Annotated in this window: 17 protein-coding genes, 1 other RNA gene and 1 pseudogene; 17 read left to right on the top strand and 2 right to left on the bottom strand. The window is 58.8% G+C overall.

Going from position 1 to position 25451, the window contains the following annotated elements:
* The 17 genes and pseudogenes from MKD50_RS29190 to MKD50_RS29110 form a co-directional block, all read left to right on the top strand.
* A partial coding sequence (locus MKD50_RS29190; RefSeq protein ID WP_115671132.1) for a coiled-coil domain-containing protein occupies positions 1–733 on the top strand: 733 nt, incomplete at its 5' end.
* Between the two features lie 124 nt (positions 734–857).
* A complete protein-coding gene (locus MKD50_RS29185; RefSeq protein ID WP_012354854.1) occupies positions 858–2105 on the top strand; it encodes an H-NS histone family protein in 1248 nt (415 codons plus the stop codon).
* A 174-nt stretch (positions 2106–2279) separates the two neighbouring features.
* Positions 2280–2543 (top strand): H-NS histone family protein, encoded by a 264-nt coding sequence (locus tag MKD50_RS29180; protein WP_018003838.1) that lies wholly within the window; start codon positions 2280–2282, stop codon positions 2541–2543.
* Positions 2544–2547: 4 nt separating this feature from the next.
* Positions 2548–2907: a transfer-messenger RNA gene (gene ssrA, locus MKD50_RS29175) on the top strand.
* A gap of 246 nt (positions 2908–3153) precedes the next feature.
* Positions 3154–4278, top strand: a complete 1125-nt coding sequence (locus tag MKD50_RS29170; RefSeq protein ID WP_012354856.1) for a DUF262 domain-containing protein — start codon at positions 3154–3156, stop codon at positions 4276–4278.
* Positions 4275–5405: an AAA family ATPase gene (locus MKD50_RS29165; protein ID WP_012354857.1), complete on the top strand. Its 1131-nt coding sequence runs from the start codon at positions 4275–4277 to the stop codon at positions 5403–5405. The genes MKD50_RS29170 and MKD50_RS29165 overlap by 4 nt, the downstream gene beginning before the upstream one ends.
* A 254-nt stretch (positions 5406–5659) precedes the next feature.
* Positions 5660–6379 carry an SET domain-containing protein gene (locus MKD50_RS29160; RefSeq protein WP_145987457.1) on the top strand — a complete coding sequence of 240 codons (720 nt, stop codon included), beginning with the start codon at positions 5660–5662 and terminating at the stop codon, positions 6377–6379.
* Between the two features lie 16 nt (positions 6380–6395).
* Positions 6396–7068: pseudogene (locus tag MKD50_RS29155) on the top strand (DNA-binding protein); the annotation flags it as partial.
* Positions 7052–7306 carry an H-NS histone family protein gene (locus MKD50_RS29150; protein WP_012354860.1) on the top strand — a complete coding sequence of 85 codons (255 nt, stop codon included), beginning with the start codon at positions 7052–7054 and terminating at the stop codon, positions 7304–7306. The pseudogene MKD50_RS29155 and the gene MKD50_RS29150, both read left to right, overlap by 17 nt.
* Positions 7307–7373: 67 nt before the next feature.
* Positions 7374–8483 (top strand): competence protein CoiA family protein, encoded by a 1110-nt coding sequence (locus tag MKD50_RS29145; RefSeq protein WP_240074691.1) that lies wholly within the window; start codon positions 7374–7376, stop codon positions 8481–8483.
* Between the two features lie 236 nt (positions 8484–8719).
* Positions 8720–9766, top strand: coding sequence for a DNA-binding protein (locus tag MKD50_RS29140; protein WP_012354862.1), 1047 nt, complete (start codon positions 8720–8722; stop codon positions 9764–9766).
* On the top strand, positions 9750–10004 hold the full coding sequence (locus tag MKD50_RS29135) for an H-NS family nucleoid-associated regulatory protein (protein WP_012354863.1): 255 nt from the start codon (positions 9750–9752) through the stop codon (positions 10002–10004). The genes MKD50_RS29140 and MKD50_RS29135 overlap by 17 nt, the downstream gene beginning before the upstream one ends.
* A 273-nt stretch (positions 10005–10277) precedes the next feature.
* The gene (mads1, locus tag MKD50_RS29130; RefSeq protein ID WP_012354864.1) at positions 10278–10478 is read left to right on the top strand and encodes a methylation-associated defense system helix-turn-helix domain-containing protein MAD1; all 201 of its coding nucleotides are present in this window, start codon (positions 10278–10280) and stop codon (positions 10476–10478) included.
* Positions 10479–10483: 5 nt separating this feature from the next.
* Positions 10484–13330 (top strand): SNF2-related protein, encoded by a 2847-nt coding sequence (locus tag MKD50_RS29125; RefSeq protein WP_012354865.1) that lies wholly within the window; start codon positions 10484–10486, stop codon positions 13328–13330.
* A 38-nt stretch (positions 13331–13368) separates the two neighbouring features.
* The gene (locus MKD50_RS29120; RefSeq protein ID WP_012354401.1) at positions 13369–15426 is read left to right on the top strand and encodes a site-specific DNA-methyltransferase; all 2058 of its coding nucleotides are present in this window, start codon (positions 13369–13371) and stop codon (positions 15424–15426) included.
* Positions 15427–15440: 14 nt separating this feature from the next.
* Positions 15441–18431, top strand: coding sequence for a restriction endonuclease (locus tag MKD50_RS29115; RefSeq protein WP_012354402.1), 2991 nt, complete (start codon positions 15441–15443; stop codon positions 18429–18431).
* An 813-nt stretch (positions 18432–19244) separates the two neighbouring features.
* Entirely contained in the window at positions 19245–22409 is a 3165-nt protein-coding gene (locus MKD50_RS29110) for an N-6 DNA methylase (RefSeq protein WP_115671136.1), read from the top strand.
* Between the two features lie 540 nt (positions 22410–22949).
* Here MKD50_RS29110 and MKD50_RS29105 read toward each other — a convergent pair.
* Positions 22950–23849: an 8-oxoguanine DNA glycosylase OGG fold protein gene (locus tag MKD50_RS29105; RefSeq protein ID WP_018003842.1), complete on the bottom strand. Its 900-nt coding sequence runs from the start codon at positions 23847–23849 to the stop codon at positions 22950–22952.
* A gap of 359 nt (positions 23850–24208) precedes the next feature.
* Positions 24209–25451 (bottom strand): DEAD/DEAH box helicase (locus MKD50_RS29100; protein ID WP_147298074.1); only part of this gene is annotated, 1243 nt, incomplete at its 5' end.

Here is a 25451-nt window from a genome sequence, read left to right as displayed (position 1 = left end):
GCAGGCGGAGCTGGCGGCCGAACGCCAGGCGCACGCTGCCACGCAGGCCCGGCTCGAGGCGGGGCGAACGGAACTGGAGGCGGGCCGACGCCAGCTGGACGCCTTGCGCACCCAATTCTCGACGGAGCTGGAGCGCGCCCGCGAGGCGGTGACGCTCGCGCAGGAACGCGCCGAGGCCAGCGAGCGGCGCAGCTTGCGCGAACTGGACCAGGAGCGCACCGCGCGCCAGAAGAGCGAGCGCACGGCCGAAGACCTGCGCGCGGAACTGGCGGCGGCGCGCAGCGAGGCCCGTGATGTGGCCGTGGCGCAGGCGGAGAGCCGCGCCAAGCTGGAAGCGCAGGCCGCGGCGCTGGCCGACCGACTCGCAGAGGCCGAGCAGGCGCAGCGCCAGGCGGCGGGCGATCTTGATGCCATGCAGGCGGAGCTCGCCGCAGCGCAGCGCCGGGCCGAGCGGGCCGAAGCGGAAGCCGCGCTCGCGCGTCAGTTGCTGGCCACCCTGCGCGTCGCGCCGCGCGAACGCGACGGCGGTGGCGGTGGTGGAAGGCGGCGCAAGGGCGGCCGTTCGGCGGCGACCGCGCCGGAAGCGCAGGGCGACGGTCAGGGGGACGCTCAGCAGGATGAACTGGGCGAAGCGCAGGGTGAAGAGCGGGGCGACGCGCCGGGGGCGGCGCCCCCCAACCATCAGGACGAAGGCAACGACAGCAGTGACGGCAGCGATGACAGCAAAGACTGAGCGGGCGGACGCGAATCCGCTGGATCCAGGCGCAGAGGGGCGTAGGCGAGAAGCGAATGACACGCAAGAGACAAGGTCTCACCGTCCATGGGATTAGGAAGCGTCTGCACGGGCAGTGGCTTCAATGAAGGAGAACAAATTGGCCCCAGAGCAAGAAGTTGAACCCCGTGTCGCGAGCAATGCGACGGACGGACTCGGTCAGATGGAGCTTCCCATCGCTGAGGCGATGCGCGACGCGGATCCCGCCATGGGTGAAGCCAGTGGTGCAGGCGTCGGTCGTGGCAGCGTTGACACGCAGGCCCAACGCTTGGACTTCTGGTCGACAAGCCGGGATAGCGGCCCGACGGCGACCGTGTCCTATCGGCGCCGGCGGTCTTACGCCCCCCCGGACGCTTCAACGGAAGACGTGGCACCGGAAGCATCGAGGGAAGCTGCCGCCTCGGCAGCGTTGACGGAATCCGACGCGCCGGAAGCGCCCATGGAAGCCATGTCCTCGGCAGCGACCACGGAAGCCGTGGCCGAAGCTCCGGTTGAAGTCCTGGCCACGGACGAACCGATGGAAGCTGCCGCCCAGGACGAACTGACCGAAACGGCCGCCCCGGTAGCACCGCTTGACGCCCCAGCTCCGGAAGCTGCGCCGGAAGAGACGCGGGCCCCTAAGCGCGGTCAGAAGCCGAAAGCGCTCACCGAAACTGCCGCTCCGGAAGCTGCGCCGGAAGAGACGCGGGCCCCGAAGCGCGCTCGGAAGCCGAAAGCGCTCACCGAAACTGCCGCTCCGGCAGCTGCGCCGGAAGAGACACGGGCCCCGCAGCGCGCTCGGAAGCCGAAAGCGCTCGCCGAAACTGCCGCTCCGGAAGCAGCGCCGGCAGAGAGGCGGGCCCCGAAGCGCGCTCGGAAGCCGAAAACCCTAGCCGAAGTTGCCGGTCCGGAAGTCACGACTCAAGAGACCCCATCCCGGAAGCGCGGGCCGAAGCAGATAACTCTGCCTGGAGCGCCGACTCAGAAGCCGCAAACCCGGAAGTCGCGACAGGAGCAAAAAACGCCTACCGCAACCCAAAGCCCGTCCCAATCCTCACTGCTCGCTCAACTGGCATCTGTCAATGCGCAACTTGAGCAGTTGCGAGCCACGGAAGTGCCAAAGGTCGTAGAGGAGATTCGGCAGTGGATGCAGGAGTACGACCTCAGCATTGAGGACATTGCGGGCAAGCCCAGTGTTGCGCCCGCTGCCCGCGCTGCTCCGACCAAGACGAAGGCCGCGCCGCCTCCGAGGTACCGCAACCCGAAGACGGGCCAGACCTGGTCGGGGCGCGGTCGGGCTCCCGCGTGGATTGGCAAGAAGCGCGAGCGTTTCCTAATCGATCTCTTGTCCTGAACGACAGGTTGGCGGGCGCGGCCGGTCCGCCCATTCCGACTCGCAAACTCGGCAGGCCGGAAGTTCGGCGGCCACTGTGCAGGAAGCCCAAGGGGAAGAGCCGGGCAACGAGCCAGGGCCGGCGGCGCTGGCCTAACAACCAGGACGATGGCAACGACAGCAGTGACGGCAGCGATGACAGCAAAAACTGAGCGGGCGGACGCGATCCGCTGGATCCAGGCGCAGATGGACGACTACGGGCTCACCCTCGAAGAGCTCGACGCGGCGGGGTGCTTCGCGCCACCGCCCCCGCCACCGGCCGCACCGCCGCCGCCGGTGGTCTGCTACCGCAACGCGGAAGGGCTGACCTGGGATGGGCAGGGCGAGATGCCGTCGTGGCTCAAGCGCGCGGTCAATGCGGGGCAATCGGTGGAGTTTTACCGGGTCGGGTCCTTGTAGCGCCCCATGCAATCGGCCTTGACGCTGCCGGCAGGACGCGTAGAATCTGGACCGTTGGGTGCTGCAAGGTTCCCGATAATGGTTGTGAACCTTCTTCTTGAAGGCCTTCTGGACGGCGGTTCGATTCCGCCCAGGTCCACCAGAAGCGCATTGCACGGATAGTGCGCTTCTGATGGGCCTGACCTGGTTTCGACAGGGGGAGATAGGGTCGTGAGGCAACTCGTCAGAGAAGACGTTAAAACTAAATCGAAGTAAATGCTAACGACGAAAAGTTCGCATTGGCCGCCTAATAGCCGCCTTGGGTTGTAACTGACCTCGAAACAGAAAAGTTACTGACAAGGGCTCCTTCGGGGGCCGTTGTTCATTTGAGGGCTTGGCATCGATGGCAGCATGGGGTCATCGTACTTTCCATGCAAAAAGTGGCGGTAGCAGACAGCAGAGCCGCCCGCAGCAAGGTTTCTCGGCGCAATCAATCACACACCGACCGAGCATTGTAAGTTCTTGATAAGAAAGGGCTTTCTGGAGCATACCGCCAGAAAATGCACGGAAAGTACAACTACCCCATAAGTGGCGATAGACTATCTCGTTGAACGTGCCACATGGGGTGAGGATGAACCAAGGCGAAAACGCGAGCGAACGAGACGTTGAGGGATTGGACGAGGGCTCCGGCGATGGATGGGGCGAATACCCTTTAGATGCGGTATTCGTTCGGACGGAGACTCGCTCCGTTTCCGAGGTCGTCAAGCGCATACAAAATCAACGCTACGTTCTTGATCCGGACTTTCAGCGAGATTTCGTGTGGCCAAATCCGAAGCAGTCCAAGCTAATCGAGAGTTGCGTGATGCGCATCCCTCTCCCCGTTTTCTATGTTGCGGAAGCTCTGGACGGTCGGATAATCGTTGTCGATGGCCTGCAACGTCTGACCACCTTCGCTCGTTTTCTAGGTGACGAGTTGAAGTTGACTGGTTTAGCGAGCGACAACGTAGGACTAGGTGCTCACGTGCTCGAGGGAAAGTACTTCAAAGACTTGCCTCTCAACTTGCAGGAACGTGTTCAGGATACGCAGCTCACTATGTATATCTTGGATGCAAAAGCCCCCGAGCGAGCGCGACTCGACATCTTCGAACGGGTGAACAGTGGTGAACCGCTTACGCGTCAGCAGATGCGAAATGCGCTTTATAACGGACCGGCGACCCAATGGCTTAAGCAAGCGGCCGAAAGCGACGCGTTTCGCTCCGCGACGGGCCAGTCTCTCAATGCGAAAACCATGCGCGATCGGGAGGCTATCAATCGGTTCTGTGCCTTCAAACTTCTTGGCCGGAAACAATACACTGCTGGAGACATGGATCGGTTTCTTGCCGAAGGGCTAAGAGCACTTACACGTCTTAGTCAAGCAGAGAGGGAAGAACTTTTATTCTCCTTCGAGAGAGTCATGGCCTTGAACCGAGCCTTATTCAGCGACCATGCGTTTCGTAAATCCCTCGCGTCGCAAAACCCAGGCGCCGGGCGCAGTGTCATTAATATCTCCCTGTTCGAAGTATGCTCCGTCACGATGTCTGATGATGGCTTTTCGAATCTCGAATCGCGGCACGACGCCCTACGTGAAGCCATCGTTGACCTTGTCCGAGACGAAGAATTTGCACGCGCAATTACCTATTCGACCAACAGCACTGCAGCTGTTCAAAAGCGTTTCGAGGCAATGGAATCCACTCTCTCGAAGGTGGCGCAAAAATGATTAAGACGCTCGATATCGAGAATTTCAAGTGCTTCTCAAGTCTGCGCTTGCGTTTCGGCGCTTTAACTCTGCTGACTGGCTTCAATGCTGGCGGAAAATCAAGTGCCGTCCAGCCGCTGCTCCTCTTGGCGCAAGCTTTGCGGACATCGGCATCAGCACAAAAGTTACCTTTGAATGGTCCAATTGTGCATTTAGGCACCGTTGGTGATGTACTGCCGGCGAATGCTTCTGGATCAAGTTTGGCTTTCAAGGTTGCAGGCGTGGAACACGAGGTCACGTGGACGACCTCGGCTCGCGCGAGTGAAAGACATCTCGAGGTGACTGAATCACGCATTTGCGATGTTGCCGGTTCAACGAATACGCCGCCTACCGAAGCCATTAAGGAGCCCTCGACTGAGGTTTGCCGTTCGATTACAGGGCTTTCCTACCTGAGCGCCGTGCGCGATGGCCTTACCGACGCTTACCCCATGCCCGAATCTGATGAGGAAGTGACAGATGTGGGCGCTGACGGTAGGTTTGCTCCGTACTGGTACGATCGGTATGTTGACGATGAAGTGCAAGTTGCGCGTCGACATCCTGGCGAGCCTGCGAGTTCCCTTCGCAAACAGGTTGACGCTTGGTTAGCTACGCTCTTTCCTCACGCACAAGCTAATGTCCATCACGTCCCCCAGGTATCACTGGAAAGCCTGCAGTTTCGCATTTCCGATTTTGGAGCCTGGCGGAGACCCGCCAACGTCGGCTACGGATTTACCTACGCTTTCCCTATTCTCATTGCTCTGCTAGCAGCTAACGATGGGCAAATGATAGTGATTGACAGTCCGGAGGCTCACCTGCATCCATTTGCCCAGTCGCAAATGGGCCGACTGCTCGCCCACTTCGCAGCTGCCGGCTTACAAGTTGTAGTAGAGACCCACAGCGACCACCTGCTGAACGGTGTGCGCCTCGCCGTGAAAGAAGGCCTGCTTCCACCGGATGAATTATGCGTCCACTTTTTTAGTGGAACGACAGAGACCGGACACGGGGTACTAACGCTAGCTGTCGATAATGAAGGTCGCATCGCCAGTTGGCCAGAAGGATTTTTTGACCAGTCTGAAAAAGACTTGGCTCGGCTCTCAGGTTGGGAGTGAGGATGCGCTGGTATATCAATGATGCTTCTTTGCAAGGCCAATACAATGACGTACCTGAATTCCTCGCACTGCTACAGGGTCTCTTATCCTCAAGAAGCAGATTCGCTGTACTGAAGTCCGCCCTACACACTACACGAGCTCTCCCCCATCGAAATGTGACGGTCAGCCAGACACTTCGTGAAGTCTTGGCGGCGACAAACCTAGCCGATCTGCGCAGGGCCGTGTTGATATGGCTTGATCGGACAGGGCCGTTCTTGGATGACGATCGCCAGCCTGAACCGGAAGATTATTTTGAGTGTCTGGGTGTCGACGTTACTAACACCGGCTTGGGGGAAGCGACGAGGCGCATCAAAGCAGGTAATGAAGCTACTGCGTTTAGTTTTCCGGGTGGTGTGATCGAGTTTGGGAGATCACCGCTTCCAGTGGATCATGGCATTGCGGAAGACCGTCGAGGGACTTACGAAGTCGAAAACCTCTGGGCGCTTGATAGCCTCGCGACTTCCGCCATGAACGCTGGAGTGGAGCCGACCAACTGGCAACAGCTTGTAGTGGCTGCGCGCGAGAGATTTCCCAGACTGCACATTCCCAATAGTCTCTATGAGAATAGTGTACTTGCCAAGGAACCCTTTGAGGCACCGATACGGGACCGAGCAATGGCACTCTTCAAACACCTTGATGACTATATGGCCGGGCGTATGCCTGATGGCTCAGAAGGCCCCAACGCTCGCGCTATTGTCGATCAGTTCTTCACTGGGGATAGAGCTCTATTCTCGGGGGAATCACCTACAAATAAACGCACATTCAAGCAAGAGATGACCTTTCCCGATCCGGACGATGCAAGCAAGGAGATATTTGCACACTGGCATGGGAAAATCAGCCACCGCTATTTCCGATTGCATTTCGAATGGCCGGTTGCAGTCGATGCAACGAGGCTGAAAATCCTCTATCTGGGGCCCAAGATCACGAAGGACTGACCCCCTTACAGCCATTTCGATCTGGCAGGCCGCGAACGAGGCCGCCACCGGGGAGCTCGCCACGCTGCGCGCCGAGGCGCGGCAATCCATCGAGGTAACCCAGGCGGCGCTGGCGGCGGAGCGGCAGGCGCACGCCGCGACCCAGGCCTGGCTCGAGGCCGGCCGCACGGAACTGGAGGCGGGCCGGCGGCAGCTGGAGGCATTGCGCACCCAATTCTCGACGGTGCTGGAGCGGGCGCGCGAGCAGGTGACCATTGCCCAGGAACGCGCGGCAGAAGAGCGAGCGCGCGACGGAGGAGTTGCGCACAGAACTGGCGGCGGCGCGCCACGAGGCGCGCGACGCCGCGGTGGCGCAGGCCGCGGCGCTGGCCGACCGGCTCGCGGCCACCGAGCAGGCGCAGCGCCAGTCAGCCGGCGACCTGGACACCGGTGCAGGCGGCGCTGGCCGCAGCACGGGGCCGGGCCGAGCGCGCCGAAGCCGAGGCGGCGCTCGCGCGCCAGCTGCTGGCAGAATTGCGCCTGGCGCCGCGCGAGCGCGACTGCGGGGTTGGACGGCGGCGCAAGACCGGCGGCGCGCGGCGCCGACCACGACGGAAGCACAGGGCGAAGAGCAGGGGGCGCCGGCGCGGCCCGGCCACCCGGATGACGGCAGCGACAGTACCGATAGCAGCGATGACCACGAAAACTGAGCGGGCGGAGGCGATCTGCTGGATCCAGGCGCAGATGGCCGACTACGGCTTGACCATGGAGGAACTGGGGGCGGCGGGGTGCTTTGATCCGCCGCCGCCCCCTCCGTCCCCTGCGGCGGCGCCGGTCTGCTACCGCAACGCGGAAGGGCTGACCTGGGACGGGCAGGGCGAGATGCCGTCGTGGCTAAAGCGGGCGGTCAATGCCGGGCAGAGCGTGGAGTTTTTCCGGGTAGGATAAGGCGCGCCTCTTGTTGATGCGGTTAGACAGCACGAAGCTCAACGCCATGATCGAGGAGGGGGAGCGCTTGATCAACCCAGACGAAATACACGCGCCCGGGTCGGGCGACGAGCTTGTTTATCCGCCCGCATTGACGTTGCATGGCGGTACCGAAGCGATGCTGACTTTCGCCCTGGACGGCATGGGCGTCCTGCGCCACGTCGATGCGGTACCAAACGGCAAGCAATGTGGTTGCGTCTGCCCCGCCTGCAACGAGCCACTGATCGCCCGCCATGGGGCCGTGCGGGCTCACTCGTTCGCGCACGACTCCGGTGCGGAATGTCGGTGGGCACACGAGACTGTGCTTCATCACCTGGCCAAGGTACTGATTGCACAACGAGGGGAGTTTGCGGTACCGGGCGTTGACGTGGTGGTTGAGCGCCAGGGCCCGGTGATTCCGATTCGGGCCAGGGGATCACTGCCGGGACGGACTATCTATCCGCAATCGGTCGCCTTGGAGCACTTGCTCTTTGACGTGCGGCCCGACGTGGTGATCACCTATGGTGACCGGCTGCTGCTCGTCGAGATTGCCGTGACCCATAAGGTTGGGCAGTCGAAGCTCGCCCGCCTGCAAGAACTCGGTCATGCCGCGGTCGAGATCGATCTGAGTCGCCAGCGACCGTCGACGGTTGGCGAACTGGCGGCGGTGCTATTCCGGAATGATCCTCGCAAGAAGTGGCTGGTGAATCGAAAGCAGGACGAGCTCCGCGCACGTCTGGAAGCCCAATGCGAAGCAGATTATCAGAAGCACCTCGAGGAGACGCGGGCTTTCGAGGCAAGAGTCGCAGCGTGGCGGTCCAAAGAAGACTGTGTTGCCAATAGCTTCAAGGAGCAGACTGCCGAGCCGCTGCGCGTAGCAGAACCATCATTGGCAGCGCGTACCTCTTTGCCGGGCGTGCGGTACGCGGTTAGCGGAGGCGCGCTCGTCTTGTACAACGGGGCTGACAATTGTCTCCGGATCGCTATCGAGGGACAGCCGGAGGCGTTACGCGATGCCGTTGAACAGTTGAGCTTTGGTTCCGACGCAGTCGGCTATGCCATGACGAAATCGGCATGGGCTCGCCTGATGAGCGAGCAAGGTCATCGGTTTGGCACCATTACCAACGACTATGAACCACCCAGTGAGGGGACGGCGTGAATGAGATGCCAGTGGCATAGGGCTTCGTCGGCGAGGTTAAGGTCATAATCCTTGGTCTGGCCCGCCAAGGGCCCAACGTGCATGCGGTGGGCCTTGTGGCCTGTTCGGGCACGCCGCAGTCCTAGTCATTCACCAACAGCTCCGGGGAGTGTTCCGCGGGTGGGGGCCCGGCGTGATGAAGTCATAGACCAACGCCTGACCACGACGCCGCGCTGCAGGCTGACCTGGCCGCTGATGTGGCGGAACTGCGCAGCCGCTTTCCCGAGACCCGCGCGCTGTACCGCGAGGTCTGCGGGCTGCTGTTCTTCCGTTATGGCGTCACGCCCACCGCCAACAAGCCCTACAGCCTGGTACGCAAGGGCAGCATGGGCACGCCGGCCGAGGTGCTGCAGGCGTTCTGGCAGGAGCTGCGCGGGCGCACGCGCGTGACCATCGACCACCCCGACCTGCCGGATGCATTGAAGGACATCGCGGCCGGGGCGGTCCGGACCATCTGGCAGGCGGCCAACGAGGCCGCCACCGGGGAGCTCGCCACGCTGCGCGCCGAGGCGCGCGCGGCCGCCAGCGCCGCCGAGGCCGAGCGCGCCGCGGCGCGGCAATCCATCGAGGAAACCCAGGCGGCACTGGCCGCCGAGCGGCAGGCGCACGCCGCGACGCAGGCCCGGCTCGACGCGGGCCGCGCCGAACTGGAGGTTGGCCGGCGTCAGCTGGAGGCATTGCGCACCCAATTCTCGACCGAGCTCGAGCGCGCCCGCGAACAGGTGGCCATCGCGCAGGAACGGGCCGAGGCCAGCGAGCGGCGCGCGTTGCGCGCGAACTGGACCAGGAGCGCCGCACGGCAGAAGAGCGAGCGCGCGGCCGAAGACCTGCGTACGGAACTGGCAGCGGCGCGCCACGAGGCGCGCGACGCCGCGGTGGCGCAGGCCGAGGCCCGCGCCCGGCTCGAGGCCCAGGCCGCGGCGCTCACCGACCGGCTCGCGGCCGCCGAGCAGGCGCAGCGCCAGTCAGCCGGCGAGCGGGACACCGTGCAGGCGAAACTGGCCGCGGTGCAGCGCCGGGCCGAGCGCGCCGAAGCCGAAGCGGCGCTCGCGCGCCAGCTGCTGGCAGAATTGCGCCCGGCGCCGCGCGAGCGCGACGGCGGTGGGGGACGGCGGCGCAAGACCGGCGGCCCGGCGCCGACCGCGCCGGAAGCCCAGAACGAAGAGCAGGGGGCGCCGGCGCGGCCCGGCCACCCGGATGACGGTAACGACAGCAGCGACGGCAACGATGGCAACGAACACTGAGCGGGCGGCCGCGATCCGCTGGATCCAGGCGCAGATGGCCGACTATGGGCTGACCCTGGAGGCACTGCAGGCGGCGGGGTGCTTTGAACCGCCGCCGCCCCCTCCGCCACCTGCGGCGCCGCCGGTCTGCTACCGCAATGCCGAAGGGCTGACCTGGGACGGGCAGGGCGAGATGCCGTCGTGGCTCAAGCGGGCGGTCAATGCCGGGCAGAGCGTGGAGTTTTTCAGGGTCGGATAAGAGCCATCAAGGACAAAGCTGGGTACCGGAGTGCTGAAATATTTCAGCAAAATCAGAGGCTTGCCCAGGATGTGGCGGCTTTTTACGAATCCCGGGCGACCCTCAAGTACGCAACCGGTCGTTTTCGGACAGTCGTTCCCCCGTCACGTCAGGATCGTTGGGACAAGCATAAGCAGGCGGTATGGGCTCGATACCGCAGAAGGCAATGCTTAGGGCAATGGCGTGTCGTGATGTATCCTCTTGAACTTTATCGACATTCTTAGGGTACCGGCGATGGGGGGGAGTCTTTCTACGGATGACGTACTGACAGTTTCGGAAGTGGCTGAGTACCTCAAAGTCAACGAACGCACCGTCTATCGCCTCGCTGCGGCAAAGAAGATCCCGGCATTCAAGGTCGGGACCGCCTGGCGATTTAAGCGCGCGGAGCTGGATGCCTGGATTACGGCTCAGAGCCAGCCCCCAACAAAAGAGTAACGCCCGTGATTACTGCCTATCACGCCAAGTACTTCGCCAGCGAGCTGAGCCGCCGCTACTCCGCGGCGGACTCTGAGAAGCTCGCCGGAACGCTTCTTGACGCCCAGGTCGACCTTAACCCGCACCAGCTCGAGGCGGCGCTTTTCGCGTTCAGGTCCCCCCTCTCGAAGGGCGCGATTCTTGCGGACGAAGTCGGCCTTGGAAAAACAATAGAAGCGGGGCTCGTGCTTGCCCAGAAATGGGCAGAAGGCAAGCGACGGATCTTAATCGTAACGCCCGCGAATCTTCGCAAGCAGTGGACGCAGGAGATGGCGGAAAAGTTCTTCCTGCCTACAGTGATCCTCGAGGCAAAGAACTACCTTCAGCTCCAAAAGTCCGGGGTACGACGCCCGTTCGAGCAGCCTTCGATGGTGGTCTGTTCATACCAGTTCGCAGCGAAGCACGCCGAGGAACTAATGACGACCCGGTGGGACTTGGTGATCATGGACGAGGCCCACCGACTTCGGAATGTCTACCGACCCGACAACAAGATCGGCAATACCCTGAAGCGGGCATTGGCTAACGCACCGAAGCTCCTGCTCACCGCGACTCCGCTCCAGAACTCTCTCCTCGAGCTTTATGGACTTGTGAGCATCATTGACGACTACGCCTTCGGCGACGCAAGGAGCTTCAGGACTCAGTTTGCCCGGCTTAACGGCGACGGGAATTTCAACGAGCTGAAGGCGAGGCTTAAGCCCGTCTGCCACCGTACTCTCCGCCGGCAGGTACTCGAGTACATCCGGTACACGAACCGGATTCCGATCACAGAGGAGTTCGTCCCGTCCGACGTCGAACACACCCTCTACGAGATGGTTTCAGACTACCTACGGCGCCCCTCCCTATACGCTCTTCCGAGTTCGCAGCGACAACTGATGACGCTGATCCTCCGCAAGCTGCTCGCGTCGTCGACCTTCGCCATTGCTGGCGCCTTGGAGTCCCTCGCCAACAAACTCCGCAAACAGCTCCCTGGCAACGCGTCCGCCGCCCGGTCCGGCGACGGCATTGAGGACGACTTCGAGGAGTTCGAGGAATATGCCGACGAATGGGGTGCGGACGCCCAGCCAGAACCGCTTACCGCGGAAGACGTGGCATCAATTGACGAGGAGATAGCGTCGCTCGAGGAGTTTCGGGCCCTCGCGGTCTCAATCTCGGAGAATGCGAAGGGCATGGCGCTTCTGAAAGCGCTCCGCGCAGGCTTCGAGAAAGCTAGAGAGCTCGGGGCGGCCGAGAAGACCATCGTTTTCACGGAGTCGCGGCGAACGCAGGACTACCTGGTGTGCCTGCTTACGGAGAATGGGTACGCCGGTAAGCTGGTGCTGTTCAACGGGTCGAACTCCGACAAGAAGTCGAAAGCCATCTATGCCGAATGGGTGGAGGCGAATAAAGGGACTGACAAGGTCACCGGCTCCCGCACCGCTGACATTCGTGCAGCGCTTGTGGACTATTTCCGCGATCACGCGACAGTCATGATCGCGACGGAGGCAGCGGCCGAAGGCATCAACCTACAGTTCTGCTCGATGGTGGTGAACTACGACCTCCCTTGGAACCCTCAGCGGATTGAGCAGCGAATCGGCCGATGTCACCGGTACGGGCAGCGTTACGACGTCGTAGTGGTCAATTTTCTGAACAGGAAGAACGAAGCCGACCGGCGGGTCTTTGAGCTCCTCTCTGAGAAGTTTCGGCTGTTCTCCGGCGTCTTCGGTGCAAGCGACGAGGTTCTCGGCGCAATTGAATCGGGAGTCGAATTCGAGAAGCGCATCGTCGCTATCTACCAGAACTGCCGTACCCCCGCGGAGATCGAAGGCAATTTCCGACAGCTCCAGGAAGAAATGGATGCGCACATCATCTCGACGATGGAGGACACACGGCAGAAGCTCCTCGAGAACTTCGACGCGGAGGTCCATGACCGCCTGAGGGTCAACTTGGACGAAAGCCGGTCTTACATCAATAGGCATGAATCGATGCTCTGGGCGCTAACGCGCCGCGAGCTCGAGGACAAGGCTGACTTCGACGCGGAAGAGCTCCGTTTCCGGCTTCTGGCCAACCCATTTCCAGAGCAAGCGATCCCCGTCGGCGCATATGCACTCGCAAAGGACCCGGGGAAAGCACACCGGTACCGGATCGGGCATCCGTTGGCCCAGGCGGTGATTGCCTCCGCGGCCGGGCGCCCCCTTCCTGAGGCCACGATCGAGTTCGTCTATTCGGACCAAGCGAGGAAAGCGGCCAGCATCGAGCCTTTTGTCGGGATGTCCGGCTACCTCCTCGCGACGAAGCTATCAATCTATGGGGCGGACGCCCAAGACCATATCATCTTGACGGCCATGACTGACGGCGGATTGGCTGTCCCGGAAGACACAGTCCGAAGGTTTCTTGAAATCCCCGCGGAGATCGTCCGAACCGTAGAGATCGACGGCGACGCAACGGTTCGCGACGCTGCCAATCGCCGGAAGAATGAGATCCTCGAAGGGCTCGCGGCCCAGCAGGCGGTCTGGTTCGATGAGGAAATGGAGAAGCTCAACGGCTGGGCAGAGGACAAGCGCCGAGGGCTCAAGGCGGAGCTCAAGGACTATGACGACCGGATCAACGAGCTCAAGAAGCAGGCGCGCTGTGCCCCGACGCTTCCTGAGAAGCTCGAGGTCCAGAAGAAACTGCGAGACCTCGACAAGAAGCGCGACGAAGCCTGGCGCGAATATGACGGTGCTGCCAAAGACGTCGAGTGGCACAAGGACGAACTTCTCGACCAAATCGAGGATCAGCTCCGGCAGACGGCGGCGGAAGAGGTCCTTTTCTGCGTGCGTTGGACGGTCAGGTGATCCGCCCTCCGAATTGAAGACATTTAAATAAGATTGGCATGAACGACATTTCCAGAAAACTCCCCGTTCCGCTCGATGGCGGCGCTCTCGACATTGCCGCAGATAAACGCGCCCTGCTCCGTGACCTTTTCCCGTCGGTCTTTACCGAGACAAAGAACGATCACGACGAGCTCGTCTTTAGTGTCGATTTCGAAAGGCTGAAGGCGGAGTTGGGGGCCTTCACGGAGGTCTTCGAATCACGAAGGGAGCGTTACGGGATGGACTGGCCGGGCAAGAAGGACTGCTTGAAGACTATTCAACACCGGTCATACGCCACACTCAAACCCGTTCCGGAGGAGTCTGTTCGGTGGGACAGCAGCGACAACCTCTTTATAGAGGGTGACAACCTCGAGGTCCTCAAGCTCCTGCAGAAGTCGTACTACGGCAAGGTCAAAATGATCTACATTGACCCGCCGTACAACACCGGCAATGAGTTTATCTACCCTGATAACTACTCCGAGAGCCTCGAGACGTATCTCGCCTACGCGAAACTCACGGACGAAGAAGGCAAGCGTTTCGCCACGAACACAGCGAGCGAAGGGCGCTTCCATACAAAATGGCTCAACATGATGTATCCGCGTCTTTACCTGGCGCGTAACCTTCTTACCGAGGATGGGACGATTTTCGTGTCGATCGACGAGCACGAGATCGAGAACCTCAACCGGTTGATGGACGAGATCTACGGAGAATCGAACCGTATCGCCACCATTGTTTGGAAAGGCGCCACAGACAACAACCCGACTAGGGTTGCCGTTGAGCACGAGTACATCGTTTGTTTCGCGAAGGATATCTCCAGATGCCCCGCCGTTTGGAAGAGCCGGGTAAGCGACGCAAAGGACATGATGCTAGCCAAGTACGAAGAACTGCGCCCCGTGTACTCCAGTCCAGGGGTGATCCAGGAACACTTCCGCCGATTCATCAAGGACAACTCCGAATCGCTCGCGTCCATCACGCACTACAACCTAGTCGACAATGACGGCGTATATACAGGATCTCGGAAGGTCCATAACCCGAAGCCGGGCGGATATGTCTACCGGGTCGAGCATCCTGAAACAGGCGAAAACTGCGTCTTGCCAGCTAATGGGTACCGATTTCCCGAGGAGCGGATGAAGGAGCTTATTCAGCAGAAGAAGATCATTTTCGGTGACGACCATACCCAAATCGTACAGATCAAGGAATACCTCAAAGACTTCGAGGAGAAATTGTCGAGCGTCATCCACTTGGACAGTCGTGCCGGCGCTAACGAGATCGGCCGTCTGCTGGGAAATCGAAAGGTGTTCACAAACCCCAAGCCTTACGAACTGCTCGCGTACATCTTCGATTTTCAGTTAGACAACGGGGACATCCTTCTCGATTTCTTCGCCGGCTCGTGCGCGTCGGCCCAAGCCGTCATGGATTTGAATGCCAGGGATGGGGCCAAACGCAAATTCATCATGGTCCAGCTTCCCGAGCGCTTGGACGCGAGCGTCAAGGAGCATAAGGAGGGGCTAAGTTTCTGTCGGGACAACGGCCTTCCTGAGAACATCGCAGAAATCAGCAAATCGCGCCTGCGGCGCGCCCTCGACCGCTATTCCGGAGAGGATGCACGCCAGGCAGAGCTTACTTCTTCCGATGCTGACCTCGGTTTCCGCGTTTTCAAGTTGGACAAGTCGAACTTCCGCCGATGGCAACAGATTGGAGCGAACGCTACGGTCGACCAGATCGCTGAACAACTTGAACTCCATGTCGAGCACGTCGATCCCTCGGCCTCCCAGGAAGCCCTTCTCTTCGAGATCCTGCTGAAAGCCGGCTTCCGCCCAACGGCGAAGGTAGAAACCGTGGAGATGGCCGACCTTCCCTTGTATTCAGTAGCAAGCGGCGCGCTACTGATCTGCCTAGCCCACAGGATCACGAAGGAACTGATCGATGCTGTCGCCGCAGCAGAACCGATGCACTTCTTCTGCCTCGATTCGGCCTTCGGCGGCAACGACCAGCTAAAGGCAAACGCTGTTCAGACCTTCGCCGCGCGCAACCAGGGCCGCGAGAAAGCCTCGCAGATCGTATTTCGCACTGTTTAACCCAGGGCTCTACGATGAAGCTCAAATTTGACTCAACGCTGGAGTACCAGCACGACGCGTTCAACGCCGTAACGGACCTGTTCGAGGGAATGGCGTTCAGCCAGGATAGCCATTCCGTCACGCTCGGAACGGAAACGATGTTCGGCGGCGAACATGCCGAGCTTGGGATCGGCAACATAATGCCGTTGGCTCCGACGCAATTTCTTGCAAACTTGCAGTCTGTCCAAGCACGCAACAACGTTCCGAAATCCCGAGCCTTGATCGAAGAAGGCGGCCCGTACGATTTCCCGAATTTCTCCATTGAAATGGAGACCGGTACCGGGAAGACCTACGTCTACCTGCGCACTGTGTTTGAATTGAACCGCCTCTATGGTTTCCGGAAATTCGTCGTCGTCGTCCCGTCAGTCGCGATTCGCGAAGGCGTCACGACTTCTCTCGTGCTGATGCGGGACCACTTCCGAGATTTGTATGACAACGTCGCGTTCGACAGCTTCGTGTACAACTCGAGGGATCTGAGCCGCGTCCGGCAGTTCGCCGTAAACAACGAGATCCAGATCATGGTGATCAATATCCAAGCCTTCGCGAAGGATGCGGAAAAAGCTGGAAATGTGATCCATCAGGAGCAAGATCGAATGTCGGGCCGCAAGCCGATCGACTTCGTGCGGGCAACGAACCCGATAGTCATAATTGACGAGCCGCAGAGCGTCGATACCACCGCGAAATCCCAAAAAGCGATCGCTGGACTAAATCCGCTCCTCTGCCTGCGCTACTCGGCGACGCACGTCCACCCGTACAACCTGCTCTACCAGCTCGACCCGATTCGGGCATATGACCTCCGGCTAGTCAAGCAAATCGAAGTCGTGGATGCGAATCCCGTACGGGACTTCAACCGGACGATGGTCCGCCTCGACTGGATTGGTTATCCGGGAAGGGCCAAAACGCCTCAGGCCAAGGTCACGGTTTTCGAAGATACCTCGAACGGACCGCGGGAGAAACCAGTCACGCTCAAGCACGGCGCGGATTTATCCTTGTTCACAAACCGCTCCGACTACGAGGGGTATCAGGTCACCAACATCAGCGCCGAACCGGGAAGCGAGTATATCGAATTTGGAAATGGGCAGATCCTCGAGCTATCGCGGGAAACGGGGGGCATGGCCGACGAGCGCATGAAGAATCAGATTCGACAAACCGTCGAAGAGCACTTCGCCAAAGAGAAGAAATTTAAGGCGCTCGGGATCAAGGTCCTGTCGCTGTTCTTCCTCGACCAGGTCGGCAGCTACCGCCAGTATGACGACGAAGGGAACCGGTGCAATGGAAAGGTCTCTCAGTGGTTCGAAGAGATCTATGCAGAGGTCGCTGCCAAGTCAATTTACCAGGGCGTGCTCACCTACTCAGCCGAGCAGGTTCACGACGGCTACTTCTCGGCAGACCGCAGGAAGGGCAAGGTCGTCACACTTCTGGACACGAGCGGCAGCACCGCCAAGGATGACGAGACGTACGAGCTGATCATGAAGGACAAAGAACGGCTGCTCGACCCGGAGGAGCCACTCCGCTTCATCTTCAGTCATTCGGCACTCAAAGAAGGCTGGGATAACCCGAACGTCTTTCAGATCTGCACACTCCGGGAGATGGGAACTGAAAATGAACGCCGCCAGACGCTCGGCCGCGGACTTCGCCTTCCCGTCAACAAAGACGGGGACCGGATCTTCAACGAACAGATCAACCGCTTGACGGTCATCGCGAACGAGTCTTTTCAAGACTACGCCAAGGGCCTTCAGGCCGACATTGAAAAGGCCATCGACCCGGACGGAAGTTTCCGTTTTGGTCGGGTTCCGAAACTGGCGTTCACTCCTCTGCTCAACCCGGAAGGAACTGCCCAACTCACCGAGGAGCAATCCGAGGCAATCTGGAAGCACCTTGTGTCCAAAGGGTTCCTCGACCGAAACGGCGACTTCGAAAGTGCCTTCAAGCCGAATTCTGAAGGCTTCACCCTGAATCTACCCCTGGATTTTTCCGCCGAGGGATTCGAGGCTGCCGTGGTAGGCCGTCTCAACCGATTCGTCCCCCGCGACTTCGTTAAGGACGCCCGAATGCGCGAGTCAGTCAAGTACAACAAGCGGGTCGAACTCAATCCCGAGTTCCAGATTCTCTGGGAAAAGATCAGTCGGAAAACTCGCTACTCGGTGGAATTCCAAACCGACGAGCTGATCGCGAAGGCTATCTTAAAGATGCGAGACATGCCTGAGATCAAGGCCGTCCGGATAGAAGTCACGAAACGATCAGTCGACATCACCGAAGCCGGGGTGGACGGCGGGCTCGTGACGAGCAACCGCACATATGTCGTGGCCAACGAGCAGCCGCTTCCGGACATACTTGCATTCCTTCAACGCGAAACCGAGCTCACGCGCGGAACGCTCGTACGTATCCTTAAGGATTGCGGACAACTCAACTACTTCGGGATAAATCCGCAGGCCTTCATGACGGAATGCGCCAAGCTAATCAACCGAGCCCTCCACGAACTTATTGTTGACGGGATCAAGTACGAGCCGATTGCCGGTCAGGCATACGAAATGCGCCTGTTTGAAGAGGCAGAAGTTGAGGAATACCTCGACAGGCTGTACGCGGTGAAAGAAAAGGCCGGAATTCTCCCGGACGGCACCGAAGTGCCAAGGACGCCGTATGACTGGATTTCTTTCGATTCGGAAGTGGAGCGGACGGTGGCCGAACGGCTCGACGGGGATCCCCAAGTAAAGTTCTTTTGCAAGCTCCCGCGGGGATTCAAGGTTCCGACGCCGATCGGCAACTACAACCCCGACTGGGCGATCGTCCTCGAGGACGATGGGAAACTTTACCTTGTCCGCGAAACGAAGAGCACGCTCGATTCCGACAAGCTCCGCGACAGTGAGAACCGGAGAATAAAGTGTGGTAAAGCACACTTCAAGGCGCTCGGCGTTGACTTCAAGGCGGCGACGAACATCCATGAGGTACTGACTGGAGCTGCCTAATTCGTCGCGCCGCGCTCTGCGGCGCTAGTCGCTCACAGTAACCCGTCAGCACCATGAAAGTGATTGCGGGCGATTTACCCAGAATGATCGACGAGAAGGCAGCATGGGTTGGAAGGCGGTGTTCCAGTTCGATAATCAAACGTCCGCGGCGGCGATGGAGCAGCAGGGGTGCGCGGCCGAGTTCAGCGGGGCTACCCACCGCACAAAAAGGCGGCGCAACTGGCGGAGTCAGGGTGGCGAGCAACGTGGGCCGCGGTGGATTAGCAAGCGAGCGTGTAGGGAAGGGACGAACTTCGCATGCGGCTCAATGCTGACCAACAGCAGCAAGTCCAACTGGACCCTCGAAGAATTGCAGTGGACCCTTCATCCAGAAGGCGACACGAATGGGATGGCATGGCGCGATGGTTCCTCGATCAAGTTCATCAGCAACCCGCCCTGCTTAAGAAGGGCCAGCAGCATCCTACTTGAAACGTTCGTACGGACCGGCCATGGAATTCGTTCCCGCTAAGAATGCTACCGCTACTTGCGTAGCCGCCCGCTTCGAGCCCGAAGTGCACCAATTCGGACTCTGTTGGCCGCAGCTGTCGCCTCGTCATTTTTTTGAGCAGAGTGTTGAAAAACCTCTGCCTCCGAGAGAACCTGGCGGCCTACAGCTTTATCATTTAGGGACGGCAGTCCGACAAAACATGAGAGCGAGAGGGTAATTTGCAAAAATCGTCGAACAATCAGTCTACATTTGGGAATTCGCTGAGTGGGAGGCTGCTAGCTGATTTGCGTCGTGCGAACACCGAGGCAGCTAAGAAGGAGCGGTTCTTGCAATATCTCTCCGCCGTCTTCGCGCACGACCTCGGTGCGCAGGAACTAATCGCCGCACTTTCACTCGGTGCTGAGAGGACCGTAGCCAACGTTGTTCGTGGCGGCAAAGCGAGCCGCGGCCGGGCAGACACCCAGACGAATACCGTCATTGTGGAATGGGAAAAGGACCTGTCGCGTACCGGTGAGCACGCTATGGAACAGCTAGAGGAATATCTTGCGGGTAACTGGCGCTCCGGTCAAGAATACCGCTTCATTCTTATCGCAACCGACGGAATCAAGTGGCGAATATATGCCCCTGATTGGTCCACCTTGGAAATGGGGCAATTCTCTCTAACATCAAATTATTCACTCCGAGAGATTAGAAAATTTGATCTAACCGAGGAATCCCTGGGCGAATTCCCGTTTTTTCTCGATGAAATTCTGTTCGCATCTCAGCCAAAGATTGCGACCCTAGAAAGTATCCGTTCCGATTTTGGTGATACGTCATCTACGTTCATCAATTCAATCAGTTTCTTATTTGACTGCATTAAAGATTTTTCTCACCACTCAGAACTTCAGGTGGCACTTGATCAGTGGAGAAAATTTCTTAGCGTTGCTTATGGACGGTTCGATGCTTCACCGGGAATGTTCCTCGTTCACACGTATCTATCTATTTTTGCAAAATTAATCGCGTTTTCGGTCATAGCGGAGGAAACCGCCAGAGGGGATCAAAGAGTTAAATCCATCCTCAGCGGAAAGGAATTCGCGAAATTTAACGTTGAAAGATTTATCGAGGACGACTTCTTTCATTGGGTAAACGCTGAGCCCTATTTTTCCCGCCTAAAACCTGCCTTCCGCGAAATTAATAATCGGATCGGCGAGTACGACTTGACTGATGTTCGGGAAGACATTCTCAAGGGTGTTTATCAAGAACTTGTTGATTTAGATACTCGTCACGCACTCGGAGAATATTACACACCGGACTGGCTGTGTGAAAAGATCGTCGAAGAAACCCGATTTACCGAGACGTATCGAGTATTAGACCCCGCATGTGGCAGCGGGTCATTCCTGCGCGCCGCAATCGCGAAGATGCGAAATGAATCGCCTCAGATTGACGCTACCACAATATCGAGAAGAGTTGTGGGAATCGACATTCACCCGCTTTCGGTACAGATCGCAAAAACGACGATCATCATCGCGATGGGGAAGCTGATTGCCCAATCAAATGACCCAGTAACGTTGCATATTTATTTGGCAAACTCCCTACTGGTCCCGGAAACATCGGCCGACTTATTTGAATCCACATTCAAAGTTAGCGTTGACAACCGTCAGTACTCTCTAAATGTGGCTAGAATAGCCGGCCCAGATGAATTTGATTCCCTCATTACATTTTGCGACGATCTGGTGAGACAGCATGAAGGCTTGATTGCCCAATCGAGGTTTTTCAAGCTGGCGACTTCCGCATTGGATGGGGCTACCGACCAGCTCAAGCACGATTTGTATTTCGTGTACAGGGGCATGAAGGAAGCAAGCATTAACGGGCGCGACTCGATTTGGAAGTTTATTCTTCAAAATAGCTATAAGCCTGTTTTCTTGCGCGGTCAGTTCGATCTAATTTTGGGAAATCCGCCATGGTTAACGTATGCGGACGTCACCAATTCCGATTATCAACAGATGCTAATGGGATTGGCAGATCACTATAACGTCACCCCCCCAAAAAGGGCTGATATCCCACACCTCGAAATCGCCGCGATCTTTGTTGCACACTCGGTCAATTACTTTCTGAAACCTAGTGGAACACTTGCATTCGTACTGCCAAGGAGCTTCGTTTCTGCTTCCCAACATGAAAATATTCGGAGAGGAACCGTAAGCAGCCTCGAGTTAAAGGAATTGTGGGACTTGAACGACGTAAGTCCACTTTTCCGTGTTCCCTCATGCGTTATGTTCTTCAAACACAGCGCATCGGATAACCTCCGGCGGCGAGTTTCTCTTCCGACTTTTCCTGGGAAGCGACTGGAAGGAAAGCTACCTCGCGAGCATCTACATTGGGGGAACGCTACAAGATTCATCCGCCTAGAAGACGTTTCATGGCACTTGTCTACGTTAGGTGCGTCGGGCGCACGCTCGGCGTTTACTGTGGGCGGGTCCACGCAGTCAATAGGCACTAATGCATATGAGAAGAAATTCTCGCAAGGGGCGACGGTTGTTCCACGCAATTTCTTTTTCATTGATCTGGAAACGGATTATGATGGTGGCGGCTTTGTCGGGCGCACTTGGTCTGTCAGAACCGCCACGGCAGCGGCCCGAGAGGCAAAGGCGCCTTGGAAAAACCATTCCCTAACGGGTCGAATTGAGGGCGACTATATCTTCAGGACAGCCATCGCAAACAATCTCGTACCCTTCGCGCTTTTCTCCCCCCCCATCGTGGCACTTCCAATTACTGAGAATGGGTCAGATCAGGAAGCCACTTCATTCAGTCTCTTAAATAATGCCGATCTTTTGGGTAGGCGTTCAAGATACGCCGCGGCTTGGTTCTCTGAGGCAGAACACCTCTGGGATAAGCACCGCACGGAGAAAAATAGGAAAAACGGAATTGGACTGCTTCGATGGCTAAATTGGCAAAACAAATTGACCGATCAGAATCCATCTGCGCGATACCTTGTTATCTATACGTCTTCGGGACAAGATGCCTGCGCCGCGGTGGTAGACCGACAGGATTTTGATGCGCCCTTCATTGCCGAACACAAGACATATTGGGCTGAGTTCGGGACCAGAACAGAAGCCGACTATGTGTCAGCATTCATTAATTCTGATTTTGCTAACTTTCAGATTAAGGATTTTCAATCTAGAGGACTTTTCGGAGCGCGTGATATTCATAAGCTGATCGTAAAGGTACCGTTCCCTCGATATGACGCCAGCAATGAGATGCATAAGCGACTCTCTGCACTTGGCCGGAAGTGTGGTCAGTCGATCAGCACGTACCTTGAGAAGGAGATCGCCCATGATGCATCCGCCCGAGGACTTGGACGTTTACGAGCTCGGATTCGGGAAATGCTGTCTGGAGAGATGCAAGAAATAGACGAGATCGTATCGGTGCTGTCTACAGGACGATCCATTGACGCTGCGGCTCGCCGAGGAAAAAAAAGAAGCCGCCAGCCCCGATTGCCTGGACTGTTCGACTAAGCGGGCTGATTGGCGCAAGTGGATGTCTGGCGTAATTGCGCGCCCGCCCAAGTAGCGCCAACAGTTGGGGCACGCCGCGGCTGGCTAGGGTAGTCGTGCCTGCAGCCGCGTCGTACGCCTGATTGGATTAGATATGCGAGCTCTCGACGACAGCAGCGCCTCCAGCATTGAGTCAGACGATCTAATCCTTCGGCTTCCATGACAAGGCGGCCGACGTGCGTCTGCGCCAGCAAGGGGTCATCGTACTTTCCATGCAAAAAATGGCGGTAGCGGACCGCAGAGCCGCCCGCAGCAAGGTTTCTCGGTGCAATCAATCACGGGCCGACGGTGCATCCGTAAGTCCTTGATAGCCAAAAGCTTTCGGGGTCATACCGCCAGAAAATGCACGGAAAGTACGATGCCCCCACCTTCAGTCCAGTCGCTAACTGTTTGCCTGAGCGGGTCAGTCCAGAACTCGATCGACTGCGGAGAACATACCCCGCCTGGCCTTCGCGCGGGCGATGGTCATTTCCCGACTCGACAGCCTCGAGCCAGGCGAGATCACAGCGATGCTTGATCTCCACGAGCGGCTATCGGCCGGCTAACGCTGGAGGGCGGCTGCGGTGCCGGCTTGCTGAGACGGCGATCCGGGCGCTTCCAACTCAGCTTCGCCAAGAAGCGGCGCCATGCCGACTGCGGCTGAGAGAACAGCCAGCGCTCGGTGTCGGCGCCGTCTTTGCGTCCGAGGACCGCGACAAGGGACTCGACGGCCAGGCAGTATTTCTCGTAATCGTCTTCGGTCATCGTCCGGTCGATAGCGGCAGGTTTGCTGGCCGCGACAAGACGGATGTAGTTATCCGCAGCGATCGCGAACACAGGCTCGCCGTCTGCACCTACAGTCCAGTTGGCCCGGTTCAGCGCCAGGATGGACTTGGCGAGCCACTGGTCCAGGATATAGGCGCCCGAGCACCCGAAGAAGAACATCACCTTCGTAAAGAAGGACGGGCCCATGCCTTCGAGTTGGGCGGACGCGATCAAATAGCGAAATGCACGGTAGGCCTGCCGGCGAGTCATCGTCGGCAGTTTTTTGGCGAGCGCTTCAATGGCAGGCACGCACGCCCAGAGGGCGCAGCCGGTCGCCTTCCTGCGGGACCTTCCGCCAAACGCCATCATCGCTGCGAAGCGCCACTTGAAGGGGACATCAGTGCGTGCGCAGAAGTCGAGGAGTTCGTACCGGTTCAGAGGGCGATAAAGCTCGGGAAAGCCAGATTGTTTGGCGGCCTCCAGAATCGACGTTTCGGGCAGCTTCAGCCGTTCGAGCCATTCGATCGCCGACAAGGCGATCCAGTCCACCGGATCATGGTCCGGGTCCAACAGACGCTCGAGAACGTGCTGTGCCACCCAGATCGGAGGCTGGACTTGTGGCGTCGAATTTGCGGGGGTGGGGTGCGACAAAGGCATCGTTGTCTCCTTGCGGAAATAAGCCGATAGCTGTGTCGCAGGCACCATGCCCGCGATCCAAGACAGCCATCGGAAGGACTCTTGACGATGCGGGCGTAAGTGTGCCGGCATCGTCAAGAATCCTTCCTATATGGGCTATCGATTCGAAGGCCTGACGAAGTGTCAGACTGGGCTGTGCATGCCCTCTACACCAACTTGATGTAGTCGAACCCTATGGACCGCGATGCGGTGTCTTTGCCTGCTTCCCTAGGAAGGGAACGTAAGAATAGCCTAGTTCGCGGCGAAGTCAAGCCTGCCGCTCTGCGATGCCCGGGAATCTGGTGGCCCGCGCGTGGCAAGCGGGCCATCGCATCGGCGACTCAAGTGCCGCGACGCAGGGAGAACAGGTCGCGCAGTTCCGCGTTGCTGAGGCTTCCCAGCGACTCGTCGCCGGCTCCCACAGTCAAATCCGCAAGCGCGCCTTTGCCTTGAATCATCTCGTTGATCCGTTCCTCGAAAGTCCCTTGGGTAATGAAGCGATAGACCTGAACATTCGCATGTTGCCCAATGCGCCAAGCCCGATCACTGGCTTGATTCTCGGCGGCGCGATTCCACCACAAGTCGTAATGGATTACGTGGGAGGCGGCGGTCAGGTTCAAGCCCGTGCCGCCGGCCTTGAGCGTAATCAGCATGATGCGCTGCACCGGGTCGGTCTGAAAGCGCTCGACCATGGCATTGCGTTGGGTGGTTGTGGTGCCTCCATGCAGGAAGAGCGGAGCAAGGCCGTATCGCGACTGGTGCCAATCGGCGAGAATCTCGCCCATCTCCCGGAATTGGGTGAACAGGAGCACCTTCTCGTGGCGCTCATAGATGGAGTCGAGCAACTCAAAGAGCGCCTCGGATTTCCCCGAGTGCAAAACCCCAGACTTGAGATACTGGGTCGGGTGGTTGCAGATCTGCTTGAGTGCCATCGTCATCCGGAAGACGAGGCCGTGGCGCGAGATGCTAGCCTCCGCGTTTTCGAGCGCTTCCAGTTCGCTATCCAGCACCCTCTTGTACAGGGCCGCTTGTTCGTCTGTCAGGGCGCAGTAGCGGTCCTGCTCGATCTTGTCTGGGAGATCGTTGATGATGGTCTTGTCGGTCTTGAGGCGACGCAGCAGGAGCGGTGCCGTCACGCGTTTGAATTGATCCACGACGCTATGATCCCCGTGCACCTGGATCGGCGTCGCGAACTCCTTCTCAAACTGTTTCAGCGTGCCCAGGTAGCCCGGATTGACAAAGTCAACGATGCTCCAGTAGTCCGCCAGGCGGTTTTCCACTGGCGTCCCGCTCATGGCGATGTGGTTGGTGGCCGGGACGGACTTGAGCGCCTTGGTTTGTGCCGCGGCTGGGTTCTTGATGTTCTGCGCTTCATCGGCGACGAGCAGGTGCCACTGCATGCCGGCGAGCATGGCTGCGGACCGCCGAATCACCCCGTAGGTAGTAATCGTGACGTCCGGGCGGTCGGCCTTGAGCTCACGCTTTGCGCCGTGAAAGATGCCGTACGTGAGGCCGGGGGCAAAGCGCTGGATCTCTTTCGCCCAGTTAGTCAGTAGCGTCGTCGGGACGACCACGAGCGCCTTG

The sequence above is a fragment of the Cupriavidus mimosae genome, from assembly GCF_023952485.1.
GTDB lineage: Bacteria > Pseudomonadota > Gammaproteobacteria > Burkholderiales > Burkholderiaceae > Cupriavidus > Cupriavidus taiwanensis_C.
The sequence above is the reverse complement of the archived record's forward strand: the minus strand, read 5'-3'. Positions and strand labels throughout refer to the sequence as shown.